The following is a 16,170-nucleotide window of genomic DNA, read 5'->3' as shown; positions in this document are numbered from 1 at the left end:
CCACTGAGATTAGCTCCACTGAGGTTAGCTCCAATGAGGTCAGCTCCACTAAGGTTAGCTCCACTAAGGTTAGCTCCACTGAGGTTAGCTCCACTGAGGTTAGCTCCAATGAGGTCAGCTCCACTGAGGTTAGCTCCACTGAGGTTAGCTCCAATGAGGTCAGCTCCAATGAGGTCAGCTTTCGCAAGATTTAGAATTTTAAAATCTCTTCTATTACTTCTAATCTTCTGAACTAAAATTTCTTTTTGCCCGACACCAGTAAGAGCAGATTTTAACTTAGCAATATCAGTATAAGAAACATTTCCAGCAATAGTAAATGCTAACTTATTCTCATTATCTTCAACAAAACTCACATCTTCTATTGGAATATCAAAAATATCTTTCAGTTCTCCTGACTTAAAAGAATTTTCTAACTTTTCCAAATCTTCTTGAGTACCATTAAAGAAAAGTTTAATACTTCCTTCATCAATATCATAAATTGTCAATGAAGCTGCATTTAAAATTCCTCTTAAATGCTTTTCAATGGCTTTCAAAGTAGTTTTATCTTTTCTTTTAGCTGTCCCAGAAATAACAAAGTTAATTTCATATTCCTCATCTTCCTCTTGACAACCATCTGCGTTTTTTTCAATAGATTTATTCTTGACTAAATTAACCGTCACATCAACTTTCACATCAGATTTATCAACATTATTATAATTACCCTGTATATTATTATTGCCTTGTATTTCATTATTGTTATTATTACCCTGTATATTCTCACTGCCCTGTATTTCATTACCTGAAATGATTGACTTATTCATAATAAATTGACCAGACTGATTTGACCGACTAGGTAATTGACTCATAAAAAATATCAAGGTAACATCATCCAAATTTTTCCAGCAGCATATCCTAAATATCCAGCAACTTTAACAACAGTGGGAAAAAGTTCTCCAACTAACTCTTTTACTTCCTTAGTTGTCTTACCTGCTTCATTCAAAGTTTCATTCACTCGCTTAATACTCTTAGCAATAGACTCTTTATCTGGTTCAGATTCTTTTACTTCTAATTGAGCTGCTTTTAAACGGGTGGTAGACTTTTCTCGGTCAGCTTCAGGTAGTGCAGTAAAATTATGAATTTTCTCTTCCAACTCTGCCAACATCTTAACTACTTCAGTAGCTGTTATTTGTTCTCCAGCTAAAACATTATTATTACCTTGAACATTATAATCACCCTCAATACTATTTTTATTGTCGCTACCTTGAATATTAAGGTTGCCTACAATATAATTGTCTTTAGTAATAGTAGTTTGATTATCTTCATTATTAGTCATAGAATTTACCTCTAAAATTTTTTGTTGTTATTAACGAGGACTTACACAAAATATAAAAATATACACCACCTGTAGGGGTAGATGGCCGTTAACCCCTATCAGATATGGTGGCTATGCGTAAGTCCTGTTAGTAATATCAGAATAAAAATATAGCAATCAGGAATGATTTATGAGAAATAAAGAGCAATACTTTTAACTTTTGACTTACGACTATATATAATTGATAAAAAGCGTTTCAAAAAAAGGATGGTAAAACCATGACCGATTTGCAAGAAATCTTGAAATATATCAGATTTTTGGTGGATTCTCAAGGCAACAAAACAACAGTGCAATTGAGCATTACTGCTTGGGGAAACTATTATCAATTGGAACGAAAATACGGAATATAAAACTATTGTATCTGAAGCGATGAAAGAATTAAAAAATGCTGGTGGCAACCCCCAAAAAGCAAAATGGTTAGACTGGGATGGGGTTAAAAATGAATGGGATAAAAATTAAAATTGAGTCACTTCAGTAGTGCCGTGTCAAAACTAAAATTGTGGGTTAGGAGCGGGCAACCTTGGAGACCTCTCCCCCAACCCCTCTCCTGCGAGGAGAGGGGAGAAATGCTCCCCCTTCCCTTGCAGGGAAGGGGGTTGGGGGGTTAGGTTTTTTAACCCACATTTTCAAGTTTGACTGACTCTCTAAAGTAAACCTAAACCCTGATTAGAGTAATAACCAGGAAACACCTGTGCTATTTGCGATCGCTCAAAAGCAAGATGCTGTTCTAAAACACTAGAAATCACACTCCGAAAATCCGTCGTCACTGCTAAATCGCGTTTTTGGAACAATTCTGATTCATCTAAACCAGGCCACTGTCCGTAAACCTGACCCCCACGCACGCCACCACCCAAGACCCACATCACATTACCATGACCATGATCGGTGCCACCATTACCATTTTCTTTAACTGTGCGACCAAATTCTGACATTACTAAAATTACAGTATCTGAGTAAAGCGACCCCAACTCCTGAACTAGAGTCACTAAACCTTCCCCCAGAGGTTTTAATCTTCTTGCTAAAGCACCTTGAGTGTTACCTTGGTTAACGTGGGTATCCCAATTACCGACAGCAAGAAATCCTAACTGAGTTCTGGAGTCACCAACCATTATTTGAGCTAAATTTTTAGCATCGCCAGCAAAACCTTTTGGTGGTGGTGCGCCTCCAGAAGCTTCTTCCATTTCTTTCTCCAGGTCTGCAAGTAATAAATCTCTTGCCTGACGACCTTCTTGGTAAACTCTACTCAATTCATCATTACCGCTATAGAGGCGATCGAATGCTGCATAAATTTTGGGGCGGTCTATTGGCAAAGCGCGGGTTGACTTTCTACCTGTGGGGAGACTGGCAACTGGCATTTCACCCATGAGAATGCGGGGTGGTGTATCTCCTAAGTTGACTGCTTGAGTAGGTCTATCTTTTGGGAGATTTGCTAACAGACGGTTCATCCATCCATCAGGAATTTTTTTATTACCTGGAATTCCTGTTTCCATATAATATTGAGCATCAAAATGAGAGCGAGTATCGTTGTTTAAACCGCAGGCGTGAATAAAAGCTAAACTGCGATTTTGCCAGAGGGGTATGATACTTGCTAGAGCAGGATGTAAACTAAATTGACCGTCTAAATTTATTGCTCCGTTTTCTTCTCCTGGAGCAGGAATTGCTATATTGGGTCGTACATCATAATAAACGTCTTCTTGATAGGGAATAACTACATTTAATCCATCAACTCCTCCTCGGAGAAAAACAACTATTAGTTTTTTACGATTATTGGTTTGAGCTAATCCTTTTGCTACCCAACCATGACTACCAATGGAGATAATTCCTGAAGCTGATAATAAGCTAGCTAATTGTATAAAATTACGTCTTTTCATGTCGCCTCCAAAACATTAAATATTGCCCTTTCAGTTATCAGTACCCTAGTCATTGCGACTGAAACGGATCAGTACCCTAGTCATTGCGACTGGAACGGAGTGGAAGGAAGCAATCTCCTCAACCCCTGAGATTGCTTCCCTTCGGTCGCAATGACAACTGTTCAACCGGATTCTAAATTATTAGTACCTCCTATGAGTTAGAGTTTAAATAGTAAAATTATTGTAGTGCGGGCATCTTGCACGGGATAGCGGTACCTCCAAATCATTTATCAGTTATTAGCTTAATGTAAAGGGCTTTCATTAATTGATAATTGGAGCATTATTAGATAGAAAATTAGAGATTTAAAAAACTCTTTCATTATCAATTATCCATTATCAATTATCCATTAATTTATCTTTCCATCATTTCTGGACTACCTAAAATTAATGCTGCTTGTAAATTACCTGGACTATTGTTAATTACGGCTTGAGTTTGGGCAGAAAAATTATTTCCTAAAGTTGCCCTAAGTTGCTGATGATTTACTCGTATTGGTTTCCCTTGGTTTAACTGACCACGAGATATAATTGTAGCAAAGCTAATTCGACGCATCATGGCATCGGGATTTAACCATGCTTCTTGAGTATTTTTATAGCCGTCAGGAGTTTTACAGCCATAAAGCTTCATTCCTAATTGGTCTAAAATTCTTTTAATTCTGCCAAATCTTGGTTTTTCGGTGCCCGTTGCTCTAGCAGCAGAAATAATATATTGATAAGGGGTTTTAAATTTGCTCCCATAATATTTTTCATTCCAGAATTCAGGACTATTAAATAAAGTTTCTAACACATAACGAATGTTGCCATTAGTTTCTTGAAAACTTTTAGCGAGTTTATTAACTAAACTGCCGGGAGGTGTATCGGCAACAAAATATTGAGCTAATTTATAACTAATAAAACTGGCGGTAGATGGATGGCTTGCAAGAATATCTAATGCTTTTTCTCCTTCTTCTATTCCACTACCTTTAATCGGTATTCCTAGGAATATTTTGTCACTATAATCATGGCGATTTGAATCGAACTTAAATCCAGTACCATCTCCACCACGACGTTGTATTCCCCAACCTGTAAAAATTCTTGCTAAAGTTATTATATCTTGTTGTGTATAGCCTCCATTGATTCCGATAGTATGAAGCTCCAGAAGTTCACGGGCATAGTTTTCATTTAAGCCTTTATGTCTGCCACGAGCACCTTTACTACCAGGAGCAGTATTTAGGGCATTATCTAAATAAAATAACATGGCTGGATGATAAGCTATTGCTCCTAATAAATTACGAAAATTACCAAGTGCATGAGGTCGAATAGCGTCTCTTTCGTAAGTACCTACCAAGAGGCGAGCTAAGTTACCTTTATCTACAGAAATATTGAAGTGATTAAACCAAAAATCTACCATTACTTCTTGTAGTTGTTTGTTGCTAAATATCCCATGAAGTAAACGTACATTTTCTGATTCTCGTAAAACGTTTCTGGTACTTTTGTTCATTTGTATTCGTTGTTTTTGAGTAAAGTCTTTAGCTCCTTTTTTGAGTGGAGGAACAGTTTTTTTATATAATTCTGTGGGAGCTAAGTAGAAGTTGGTTAACTTAGCCATTTTTTGTGTAATTTGAGGAGATTCTCTAATAGTTTCTGGTCTCAGTTGAGATTGAATATAATTATTAATTCCCATAGATTTAACTCGTTCTATATCTCCTGGTCTAGGACCAAAACTCAGGCGATTTAAAACATGGATTGTTTTGGTAGTAATAAATTGACTATCGGCATAGCTAGGACTTGGTAATCCTAACAAAATAATTAAGCCTAATAGCAAAGATATAATCCAGTACCTAGAGGCTTTTTTCATCAATTATTCCTCCTGAAATACTCTCAGATTTTGAATGACAGAATCTTATATTTTGCTTTACAGTTGTACAAATTTGATTCTGACAAAAGTTAGTTTTGAAGTAGCACCGCAGAATTAAATATAACTATGTCATAAGCAAGAAATATCAAGAGTTTTTGCTTATGTTCGATTTTGTTTCAGAATTTAGGTTGATTTGTGCCTATCTACTTATATATTATGTTCGGAGCATAATTATAAATAAAATATCTTTGTATAGACGTTCCATAGAAAGCTTATACTCTAGTGCCTGTTCCCTATTATCTATTATTTCTAAGTATTTAACCGAATATGGTATTAAGAGATAGCTTTGAGAATGCTATCTACACACAATGATAACTTAAATATTTTGATTTTACCACAATAAAATTTATAGGCAAAAATCAGTAATTATCTTATATTCTCTAAGTTCCTAAACTTGGTTTTTGCCAGAATTAAGGAACTTTCCAAATATTAATCTTCCGGTCCCAACCACCACTAACTATTGTTTGCCCATTAGGACTAATTGCTACTGCACTAATATAACTGTTGTGTCCGCTTAAACTTCCTTTTAATTTACCTGTACTTAATTCCCAAAATTTGATTGTTTGATCCCAACTACCACTAATTAACGTTTTACCATTAGGAGTAATAACTATTGACCAAACTCCATCTATATGTTCTTTTAAATTATGGATTAATTGACCTGTCTGTAAGTTCCAAATATTAATCATGCCATCACTACTACTACTAGCTAATATCTGACTATCAGGACTGAAAACTACAGATAAAATTGAGAGAGAATTAGTATTGATAGTACGAACCAGTTGACCTGTTGGCAAATTCCACAATTTAATCTGATTATCCTTACTACCACTAGCTAAAAATTGCCCATCTGGACTAATTGCGATCGCGTTGACTATCTCAGCATGTCCTTCTAAGGTTTGGAGCAACTCCCCACTACCCAAATTCCAAACTTTAATAGTTCCATCCCAACTGCCACTTGCTAAAATTTGACCGTTAGGAGCGATCGCTACTCCATCTACTACATCAGTATGTCCTGTGAGAGTTCCCACCAGGGTAATATCAGTAATATTTTTATTTTTGGGTAGTTTCCATATTTTGATAGTTTTGTCATCACTACCACTGATAACGAATTGTTCATCAGGAGTCACTGTGACGGAGTTTACTGACTCTGGATGTGCTTTCCAGGTAGCTATAATTTCCCCATTCTTAATATCCCACACTGAAATCATACCGTTACTGCTACCCATAACGATGTAAGCATTTAGAGCTACTATAGAATTAACTATTCCACTAATTTCATCGGTAATTGCTTTTGCTAGAGTAAAGTTTACAGTAGTTTCGGTTCCGTTTTCTTTGGTGGAAGTAGTTGTAGGAACAGAATTTGTTGTTTCTGTTGGAGTTGCTGGGGTTTGAATAGTTTGAGGTACTTGGGAAACAATTGGCAATGAAACCCGTTGTCGCCAGTTCCAAAAAGTATCAATTTCAATACCTCCTGAGACAATGACATCAGAGTTTTCTTGCAATTTGACAATACCGTTAATACCTACTAAGTGACCTTCTTCATTTAGTACAGGTCCGCCACTCATTCCTGCTCTGACTAAATTATCATAGAGTAAACTATAACCAGCAACAGGTTGCTGACGACCTGTTACCATTCCTGCGGTACTGAGAAAAATTCGTTGCTTGAGGTTGCTGCCAGAACGAGGCCATCCCCCGACAAATACCTTTTTTCCGGGAACTAACTGAGTTGGGTCTCCTGTTTCCACAATGGGGTAGTTTTGAGAACTGCTAAATGGTACGATCGCTAAGTCTACATTTGGCACTTGTTTGATTAGGGTATAGTAAACTTGGTGCATTTTTCCATCAGGTGTGCGTACTTGATAGTCTCCTACTTTATTGACAACGTGCCAGTTGGTGAGTACATAATATGTGTCTCCTTGTTTTTCGACAATTACTCCTGAACCACTTCTATTTTGTCCGTCAATTCTAACTGTAATTTCTGCTGCGATTTTGTTAATTTCTGATTCTGTCGCTCCAATAGCAATTTTTGGTGTTATTAGTGGAATAATGGTTGCAATCCTAACAATAAAATTCCTGATATTTGTTGTATTTATATTGAGTAGATTGCTAATAATAATTATGATAATGATTCTCTTTAATTTCATGTTTTTGTTCTTTTTTTTTCAGTAATATTTTTTCTATTTAGATGTTTAATCCCAGATTTTATCAATCTAAACTATAACTAAAATGCTATACATAATTAGGTAGTCCTCAAATAGTAAGGCTCAAGGATATTAGAACTATTCCCTGTTCTCTACTGCTTATCATTACTTCTTTACCACTAACGATATTCATTTTATTAAGCTTATCAAAATTTTGCTAAACTATGGGACTTACAAAAGTAATAATGAGAAATAAAAACAATCGAATATTTTTGCCACCTTTACGATTTGCCAAAAAAATGCTATGTCTTGTGCCAAAACCATAATTAATTGTATATAACTCCGCATATTTAACTCTCGACAACTACTGATGTCAGGATATTTCCAATATTTGATGTCATACTGTCAATCAAAGATAGATTATAATAACAACGATAAACTCAGCTAATTTTATTAAGTTGCTTTTATATGGTAGAGCCAACACAGGCAAAGCATCAAATTATGCCAGAAGCCAGCAAGGAACTACATTTGCTAATTGTGGAAGATGTTATGGAAGATGTAGAGCTCATCCTACGCATCTTAAAATCTGATAGTATAAAGTTTACTTATGATATTGCAGACAGTGATCTAGATTACCGACAATTGCTCAATGATAATGTATATGATGCAATATTATCAGACTATCATTTAGTTGATTTTGATATCTTTGACGTACTGAGATTACTACAACAATCAGGACAAGAAATTCCTGTAATTCTAATTACAAACGAATTACAAGAAAAGGAAACTTTGTCAATTTTAAAGGCTGGAGTTAATGATTATCTTTTAAAAGATAGATTATTTACTTTATCAATTATTTTAGAGCGGGCGATCGCTGAGTGTAGATTAAAAAAAGAACAGCAACTGGCGATTCAAAAATTACAACAACAAGCTCAACAAGAAACAATTATTAATCGCATTGTTCAGGGAATGCGAAATACTTTATTGCTTGATGACGTCTTACAAAAAACTCTTGAGCAGTTACATCAAGTTTTGCAAGTTAGCCGTTGTTTAATTGTGAGACCATACTGTCAAGATAACATTAAGCTTTGCCATTTCAGTAAAATAACAGTTGAATGTGAGAATCAAGTATGTTTCTGTTACCAAGTTCATCAGTATTATTCTGAATCACTAGCTAGAGGAGAACAGGTAAAAATTAGTAATCTTGATACAACCATACTGCCAGAAGTAAAAAATATTATTGATAAGTGTCAAGTAATATCGGTTTTAATTACACCATTGTTGTATCAGAATACTTATCTAGGCGGAATTATTCTACATCAATGCGATCGGGAAAGACAATGGAGTAAGGATGAACTATCTTTATTAAAGTCAATTGCCGATCATTGTGCTATTGCTATCCACCAAGCAGAATTATATGAACAAGCACAAATAGAAATAGCAGAACGCAAGCGAGTAGAAGAAGAACTACGCAAAAGTCAGGAACATTATGCACTTGCTATTGAAGCAGGTCATGTAGGAATCTGGGAGTGGGATTTACAAACTAACGAAATTTACCTTGACCCTATATTGAAGGCAATGCTTGGTTTTGAAGATTGGGAAATTAGAAACCACATAGATGATTGGAGTCAGCTAGTTCATCCAGAAGACCGAGAACAGATGATAACAGCAAAAAATTATCACTTGGCAGAATTAACACCGAAATATGAAATGGAACATAGGATACAACATAAAGATGGCAGTTACCGATGGTTTTTCTGTCGTGGAGTTGCTATTAGAGATAGTCAAGGAAAAGCATTTAGGATGATGGGAACAAAGACAGATATTACAAAGTGTAAGCAAGCAGAAGAAACTGCTATTGCTAGTCAACAACAGCTGGTAGCGATGATTGCGATTCTGCGTAATATTACTCAGCGCAAACAAGCAGAAAAAGCATTGCTAGACAATGAACGGAGGTTTCGCGCTCTGATTGAAAATGCTACGGATTTGATCTTGATTATTGATGCTCATGGAATTTCTAGTTATGTCAGTCCATCAGTAAGGAAAATTTTGGGATATATACCAGAAAAAGCTGTGGGTAATAGTCTCTTCGATCTAATTCACATTGATGATTTCTTACTCATTACTTACACTCTCAACAAAGCAATTGAAAACCCTGGTATAAGTCAATCACCTATTGAGTATCGAGTTAAGCATCGTTGTGGTTATTGGTGCTTCTTTGAAGGTGTTGTAACTAATCTTTTACACGATCCAGCAGTGGGAGGTATCATTATCAACAGTCACGATATTACTCAGCGTAAGCGAACTGAAGCACAATGGAAACATGATGCACTCCACGATCTACTGACTAATCTCCCTAACCGTACTCTGTTTATGGATCGTTTGCAGCAAACAATTAAATATGCTGAACGCCGAAAAAACTTTTTGTTTGCAGTGCTATTTATAGATATTGACCGATTTAAAGTTGTGAATGATTGTCTTGGTCATCATATAGGAGACGAACTGATAATTACGATCGCCAAGAAACTAAAAGAATTGCTGCGTAATGGAGATACAGTTGCTCGTCTTGGTGCAGATGAATTTGTAATTTTGATAGAAGATATTTCTGCGGTTAGGGATGCTACCTCTGTTGCTAATCGTATCCACAAACAACTAACTTTACCAATTATTTTAGATGGAAATGAGGTATTTATTACTGCTAGTATTGGTATTGCTCTGAGTTCCACAAGTATTAGCTCCAGTTCCACGAGTATTAGAGCTGCAGAACATATTTTGCGAGATGCAGAAATAGCTATGCACTCTGCCAAAGATTTAGGTAGAGGGTCTCATCAAATTTTTTGTACTTCTATGCACACTGAACTTCTAAAACGTTTAAAGTTGGAGAATAATTTACAACGCGCTCTCAAAAATCTTAAGAATCAATCACTTACCGATCAATCTGAGTTTCTGCTTAACTATCAACCAATTGTTTCCCTCACAACAAATCAAATTATTGGTTTTGAAGCACTGATACGTTGGCAGCATCCAGAACTTGGTTTAATTTCTCCTTGTGAATTTATTCCTCTTGCGGAGGAAACAGGGTTAATTATACCTCTTGGTTTGTGGGTGTTAAGAAAAGCTTGCTTCCAATTACGTCAATGGCAAAATCAATGGCCGAATAATTATCCTTTGAAAATGAGTGTTAATCTTTCTGTAAAGCAGTTTGCTCAAACAGATTTAATCGAGCAAATAGACAAAATTATTTTAGAAACTCAGCTTGATGGTAGTAATTTAAAACTGGAAATTACCGAAAGTGCTTTGATTGAAAATAATGAGTCTGTCACAGAAAAAATGTCTCAGTTAAGGGCAAGGAATATTGAGTTATGTATTGATGATTTTGGCACTGGATATTCTTCTTTAAGTTATCTACACCGTTTTCCCATGAATACTTTAAAAATTGACCGTTCTTTTGTCAATAGAATAGGTATTGTTAATTTGGTAAGTGAGGGTTCAATTGAGCCAACCGAAATTATCCGTTCAATTATTACTTTGTCTCATAATTTAGGTATAGATGTTGTTGCTGAGGGGGTAGAAACTTCAGAGCAAGTGATTCAGCTTCAAGCTTTAAGGTGTGAATATGGTCAGGGTTATTTATTTTCTAAACCCCTAGATATGGCAGCAGCAACTGGTTTAGTTGCTAGTATAAATAACAATTCTAATTAGGGTTTGCTTATGGAAGTCTTTTGGTTGAGGTAGGGAGTAGGGAGTAGGGAGTAGGGAGTAGTGAAGAGTCAAGAGGAATAGGGAGTAAAAGAGGAGGTAGAAGGAAAAATTATCCCTTGATTTTTCTGTCCAATTCTTACCTAAAATACTAACTTTTTGAGCCTTATCAGCCAAAAATATATTACTTTTGGCGACCTGAAAATGCTTTTACCATTAGAATGTCAATGCTTTTAGATTTAATCAGCAAGTCCTAATTAGAAATAATTAGGGAGAAGTCAGGAGTCAGGAGTCGTTTCAGTTATCAGTTATCAGTTATCAGTTATCAGTTATAAGTACCTCTGCAATAAGGATACTTGACATAAGGAATAGTCTCTTTTTTTATCCCTTTAAAAAGGGAGACTTTAGACCACAATTTTTAGGTAAAATTATTTTGATAAATAAAGTATTTTTTTGATAAAAAAAACTATTGAATAATATCATGTTCGGATAATCAATGAGACATGATATAAGAGACTGTTTTTCAATAATGGATAATGGATAATTACCTCTCCCTTTTAGGGAGAGGATTGACTAAAAGGAAAAAATTTATTTCTCTTGGTCGATTAGATATGCCGAGGAGACCTCGGCATCCCACCCTTCGGGAAGCTCCGCAATTCAAGTCGCTCCGCGTTAACGCGCGTTGTGCGCTAGCTAAACGACCGTTTTTTTCCCCTTTATTGGGGAGGCTTTAAAGGGTGAATTATCTAATTGTTTAATTGTTTAATTGTTTCGGTAAAATAAGTATTAAGAAACCTGTTGAGCCACCAATATAATGAAAAATAATAGTATCTTCCCCCTATTCCCTATTCCCTATTCCCTATTCCCTATCTTCAAATTCATTTGTTTTACTGCAATACTATTTATTTCTGGTTGCAATATATTTCCTGAAAGTAAAGCAGAAAAAACACCAGAAATTTTGCCTGTAGAATCAATTCAATTACCTCTACCAACTCCTTATTTTACGGAGGCAAAATTAATTGCTGTTGGAGATATTATGATGCACGGTATGCAAATAAAATCGGGTTATAATTCTCAAACTAAGAGTTATTCTTATCAGAGTTTTTTCACGGAAGTAAAGGATATTTTGTCTGCTGGCGATTGGGTAATTGGTAATTTAGAAACAACTTTAGCAGGACCTGAATCTAGATATACAGGATATCCTTTATTTAATGCTCCAGCAACATTAGCTGATGCTATTAAATGGGCAGGTTTTAATATTTTAACTACTGCCAATAATCATTCTTTAGATAGACGAGAAAAAGGTGTCTTGAAAACTTTAGAAAATCTGCGCGATCGCGACATTTATCCAGTGGGTACGGCAGCTTCTTTAGCGGAATCTGAAGAAATTTTAATGGTGGAAAAAAATGAAATTTTGATGGCTTTTTTAGCTTACACTTACGGCACTAATGGCATTCCTATTCCCAAAAGGAAAGATTATCTGGTAAATTTAATTGACGAACAAAAAATTCTTCAAGATATTAGTAAAGCCAGACAACAAGGGGCAGATATTGTTACAGTTTCTCTACATTTTGGTGCAGAATATCAACGTCTACCTAATACTCAACAAAAACAATTAGTGGAAAGTTTGGTTAATGGGGGAGCAGATATTATTTTGGGTAGTCATCCTCATGTAGTTCAACCTTATAAAATTTTTAAAATTACTGAAGAAAATGGGGATACTCGTCAGGCAGTTGCGATTTATTCTATGGGGAATTTTATTTCCAATCAGACTAGAAAATATACTGATTTGGGAGTAATTTTTCAAGTTAATATTCAGAAAAGTTTTCCAGAAGAAACGATTGAAATTTCTGCCGTGGAAGCTTTACCGACATGGGTACATCGTTATCGGAAAAATGGGAAATTAAACTTTCGGGTTTTGTCTTTAGAGCAGGTTGTTACTAATAAAAACTATCCTTTACTTAAGTCTAGAGATTATTTGTTATTGGAAAAATATTTAACCCAAATGAAAAGTCATATTAATTCGTTAAAAGAGGGAGTAGGGAGTAGGGAGTAGGGAGTAGGAGGAAAAAATTGATGATTTCTGTGGGATAAAAAGTGCAGGTTTTTTATTAGTTGTTAGGTTGGGTTAAGCGACATCGCAACCCAACTAGGTACTCCTGCTTGCGTAATGGTATACAGGAAAAAGGGCGTTGCTTATATGTGGGATGAATTAGTGTGGTCCGTGTGGTCCGTGTGGTCCGTGTGGTCCGTGAAAGATTCATCCCAAGGTTTCAGCAACGCGGGAAAAAGAAATACCTCTCACGGGAGCAAGATGCTCCCACTGTTTTCAAGAGCAAATATTGCCGGATAATGCACGACCATTACAATGCGCCACCACCCCCAACTCAATACAATATGGCAAAATCTCATCCTAATATTTCATCCACTTGAATATTAATACTCGGAAACCTTTGAATAGATAAATTTTGACCCCGCTGTAATTTTTGCACTTGTTCGTAACGACTGGCAATAAGTTGTCTATATACCTCCACACATTGGTTGTTAATATCTACCAACCAAACTTCAATAATATTATCTTCTGTATAGAGAGGAATTTTGACTTCACGGTCTGATTTAATAGTAGTGTATGCCACTTCCACTATGAGAAATATGTCCGCAGGTTTAGGATGTCCAAATTCGTAAAAATCTGCTTTCGGTGCCAACAAAGCTATATCTGGTTGTCGTTCGGAATAATCATCTAACGGACATAATGAAACTTTTTTTCAGCTTATAAATCAATTGTTGTTTTTGATATAATTTCAAGGGGTTATAGTGTTGGGTTGAGGAACGAAACCTAACCTACTCTATCTATTTTTAATCACTATTTTTACTCACTATTTTTACTTTCATTTTCAGCTTTTAGTTCAATTACTGTTGTAGGTACAATTTTAGGAATAGTTGATTCAGAAGATTTTAAATTAGGTTTAACGTAACTATTTTTCACTTCTTCAAGCCAATCAATAATTAAAATTTCTATTTCATCAAAAGTTTGTTTTTCCTGTAATTCTGAGACTAACTTACTGCTAAAGTGTTCTACTAACTGTTGTCTAAGTTTGATACTTACCGCATCTGGTGGTGTTTGATAGGCTTTTTGCAGACCTGTAGTAATTGTACTAGATATTTGTGTTACTAAATTATTAACAATTTGATCGGGTAAGCGACGAATAAAAGGTATTTTTTGCAAACCTCGATATATAGATAATTGCTGCATAGATTTTTCGACTTGATAATGCAAAAAATCTTCAAGGTCTCCATGAATTTCTGGAAGAACTTGACAAGCAGTTACTTGGAATAGACGGTTAATAATTTCTTGGATTTTGCCTGAATCTTTGTTTTCTACATAAACTTTATCAGGCTTACTTTTTGACTCAAAAATAGCTCTTTTTAGAGAACCTTTACTCACATTCTTTTGTAGCTTCTCAATACCTCCACTGACTACAACTTGAGTTATTTCTTTAGCAAAACTACGAATTAACTTGAACCGAATATCAGTATATAACTGTTCCATGTTTGGTAATTTAACTTTGTCTAAACGAATAAAAGCAGTAATCATTCGTAGTTCAGGTAGCCACGGTTGCAATAAAAAAACATCATACCAACGCTGTTTAATAGCAACCCATAAAGTTAAATTACGACGACGAATAATTACTAAAAGACGTAGTAGAAACTCTATCCAAAATATAGCCATCCAAGGCAAGTCTACTAGCCAAAATCTATCTACAAATTTCCCATTTGTATCTAAATTACGGAAGTAATAGGACTGCATCAAAAATTTAATATTTTTATCAAAAAAATCTAACTCTCGTTCCCATTGATATGTTTCTAGATGTTGGCGACTCCAGAATATATTAAATGCTGCTTTTGATGATTTATCTGCCCACAAAATATCCGGTGCTAAATATTGAAGCCAGTTTAATGATTGTAAAAATTGGAGAGTGGGAGTTAAATCAATATCAATATTACTGTTTATAGTCTGGCTATAAATATGTTGCTTAATCTCGTATTTGATTTGAGTTAAAACTATAACTTGATTAACTATCTGGAAATAATAATCTCTATCAATTAATTCGGTACTATTGTTACGCAAATTTTTGAGTAAGAGTTCTATTTCTGCTGCTTCTAGACCTTGTCTTTCCAACAGTATTCTCAGTTCATTAACTGCGATTAGATAATCTTGTGAATCACGGAATGGCTCTATTCCCTTAATTAAATCATATCCTAATTGTGGTTCATACAATAACATTAAAGGGCGGATTTGTTCATTGAAAAAATCTAACTGACTTTGCCAACCCTGTGCTTCTAAATAATCTTGTTGCCAGAATACTTGTACTGCTTGTGAAAAATTTTTTCTGCCGAGATGAGTAGTAAATCTTTGCTTAATTTTTGCTAAAGCACCATAGTTATCTATGACTCGAAATGGAGGGCGATTAATAAATATCTGTATACTACTAAGGCGTAAATCTTCTAATAAATTTTCTATGTTTGATGACTGTAAACCCTTTTTCTCTAATTCTTCTTGTAACTTATCTACTTTTTGCAGATATTTTTCTTGGGGAGTATCAGTAAGTTTTTGTAAGTTTAAATCTGCCTTCAGATACAGATCGCGAAATTGTATATAGGTAACATCAAATATTACTAAAATTACGTTGGCAAGAATTAGTAATGCCATAATTCGTTCACTTAAGAATAATAAAGGTGAACGGTTAGATTTAGGAGATTTTGGGGATAACATAATTATGTAATTTTTACTGGAATATTTCCCACTACTAAACCCCTAATTGAGATGATCGAGGAATATTTTAGAAGACAGTTAGGGGATATATACCTGACTCTATTCTTGAATTTTGCACCTTATTTAAAGGTCGTTTCAGGATTGATAACTGAGGAATAAATAAATATTAGAAAGTATAGAAAGACTGACAAACTAATAATCAAATTTTAGACGAAATTATATAAATAAAAAAAATCTGTTCTACTCAACTTACCTCAACCTATATTATAGGGGCTTTAATATTATAGGACTTAGGCAAATCAACCCGGTTTGTACAATAAATTTTTGGTATAAATAATAGACTTCCAATTATAAGCATGATGTGCAAAACCAGCGTTTTGAGGGAGTATTGTTTTTTG

At 35.0% G+C, this 16,170-nt stretch carries 11 protein-coding genes and 1 pseudogene; 4 read left to right on the top strand and 8 right to left on the bottom strand.

Going from position 1 to position 16,170, the window contains the following annotated elements:
• The 3 genes and pseudogenes from F6K22_RS41685 to F6K22_RS03100 all read right to left on the bottom strand — a co-directional run.
• Positions 1 to 197, bottom strand: a 197-nt coding sequence (locus F6K22_RS41685; protein WP_375340131.1) for a pentapeptide repeat-containing protein, incomplete at its 3' end; no start/stop codon positions are given.
• Between the two features lie 207 nt (positions 198 to 404).
• Positions 405 to 800: pseudogene (locus F6K22_RS41680) on the bottom strand (hypothetical protein); the annotation flags it as partial.
• A gap of 53 nt (positions 801 to 853) precedes the next feature.
• A complete protein-coding gene (locus tag F6K22_RS03100) occupies positions 854 to 1,312 on the bottom strand; it encodes a hypothetical protein (RefSeq protein ID WP_293093126.1) in 459 nt (152 codons plus the stop codon).
• A 257-nt stretch (positions 1,313 to 1,569) separates the two neighbouring features.
• On the opposite strand from F6K22_RS03100, the gene F6K22_RS03095 reads away from it, so the two are divergent.
• On the top strand, positions 1,570 to 1,701 hold the full coding sequence (locus tag F6K22_RS03095) for a hypothetical protein (RefSeq protein WP_293093124.1): 132 nt from the start codon (positions 1,570 to 1,572) through the stop codon (positions 1,699 to 1,701).
• A 294-nt stretch (positions 1,702 to 1,995) separates the two neighbouring features.
• Here F6K22_RS03095 and F6K22_RS03090 read toward each other — a convergent pair whose 3' ends face one another.
• The 3 genes from F6K22_RS03090 to F6K22_RS03080 form a co-directional block, all read right to left on the bottom strand.
• Positions 1,996 to 3,222, bottom strand: coding sequence for a DUF1501 domain-containing protein (locus tag F6K22_RS03090; protein ID WP_293093121.1), 1,227 nt, complete (start codon positions 3,220 to 3,222; stop codon positions 1,996 to 1,998).
• A gap of 391 nt (positions 3,223 to 3,613) precedes the next feature.
• Positions 3,614 to 5,095 (bottom strand): DUF1800 domain-containing protein, encoded by a 1,482-nt coding sequence (locus F6K22_RS03085; protein WP_363272739.1) that lies wholly within the window; start codon positions 5,093 to 5,095, stop codon positions 3,614 to 3,616.
• A gap of 470 nt (positions 5,096 to 5,565) precedes the next feature.
• Positions 5,566 to 7,302, bottom strand: a complete 1,737-nt coding sequence (locus F6K22_RS03080; protein ID WP_293093115.1) for a trypsin-like peptidase domain-containing protein — start codon at positions 7,300 to 7,302, stop codon at positions 5,566 to 5,568.
• A gap of 465 nt (positions 7,303 to 7,767) precedes the next feature.
• Here F6K22_RS03080 and F6K22_RS03075 point away from each other — a divergent pair, with 465 nt between their 5' ends.
• From F6K22_RS03075 to F6K22_RS03065, 3 genes are all read left to right on the top strand, one after another.
• The gene (locus F6K22_RS03075; RefSeq protein WP_293093112.1) at positions 7,768 to 11,001 is read left to right on the top strand and encodes an EAL domain-containing protein; all 3,234 of its coding nucleotides are present in this window, start codon (positions 7,768 to 7,770) and stop codon (positions 10,999 to 11,001) included.
• 811 nt (positions 11,002 to 11,812) lie between these two features.
• Positions 11,813 to 13,054: a CapA family protein gene (locus tag F6K22_RS03070; RefSeq protein ID WP_375340130.1), complete on the top strand. Its 1,242-nt coding sequence runs from the start codon at positions 11,813 to 11,815 to the stop codon at positions 13,052 to 13,054.
• Between the two features lie 161 nt (positions 13,055 to 13,215).
• Positions 13,216 to 13,431, top strand: coding sequence for a hypothetical protein (locus F6K22_RS03065; protein WP_293093107.1), 216 nt, complete (start codon positions 13,216 to 13,218; stop codon positions 13,429 to 13,431).
• Here F6K22_RS03065 and F6K22_RS03060 read toward each other — a convergent pair.
• Together F6K22_RS03060 and F6K22_RS03055 are read right to left on the bottom strand one after the other, a co-directional pair.
• On the bottom strand, positions 13,407 to 13,706 hold the full coding sequence (locus F6K22_RS03060; protein ID WP_293093105.1) for a Uma2 family endonuclease: 300 nt from the start codon (positions 13,704 to 13,706) through the stop codon (positions 13,407 to 13,409). The genes F6K22_RS03065 and F6K22_RS03060 overlap by 25 nt on opposite strands.
• Before the next feature lie 161 nt (positions 13,707 to 13,867).
• Entirely contained in the window at positions 13,868 to 15,772 is a 1,905-nt protein-coding gene (locus F6K22_RS03055) for a hypothetical protein (protein WP_293093103.1), read from the bottom strand.
• Positions 15,773 to 16,170 lie beyond the last annotated feature (398 nt).

The organism is Okeania sp. SIO2F4 (genome assembly GCF_010672385.1).
Lineage (GTDB): Bacteria > Cyanobacteriota > Cyanobacteriia > Cyanobacteriales > Microcoleaceae > Trichodesmium.
The sequence above is the reverse complement of the archived record's forward strand: the minus strand, read 5'-3'. Positions and strand labels throughout refer to the sequence as shown.

Bases quoted from the DNA above. Each gene is read 5' to 3' on its own strand.
- F6K22_RS03100 (WP_293093126.1), bottom strand. From the start codon at position 1,312: ATGACTAATAATGAAGATAATCAAACTACTATTACTAAAGACAATTAT.
- F6K22_RS03095 (WP_293093124.1), top strand. From the start codon at position 1,570: ATGACCGATTTGCAAGAAATCTTGAAATATATCAGATTTTTGGTGGAT.
- F6K22_RS03090 (WP_293093121.1), bottom strand. From the start codon at position 3,222: ATGAAAAGACGTAATTTTATACAATTAGCTAGCTTATTATCAGCTTCA.
- F6K22_RS03085 (WP_363272739.1), bottom strand. From the start codon at position 5,095: ATGAAAAAAGCCTCTAGGTACTGGATTATATCTTTGCTATTAGGCTTA.
- F6K22_RS03080 (WP_293093115.1), bottom strand. From the start codon at position 7,302: ATGAAATTAAAGAGAATCATTATCATAATTATTATTAGCAATCTACTC.
- F6K22_RS03075 (WP_293093112.1), top strand. From the start codon at position 7,768: ATGGTAGAGCCAACACAGGCAAAGCATCAAATTATGCCAGAAGCCAGC.
- F6K22_RS03070 (WP_375340130.1), top strand. From the start codon at position 11,813: ATGAAAAATAATAGTATCTTCCCCCTATTCCCTATTCCCTATTCCCTA.
- F6K22_RS03055 (WP_293093103.1), bottom strand. From the start codon at position 15,772: ATGTTATCCCCAAAATCTCCTAAATCTAACCGTTCACCTTTATTATTC.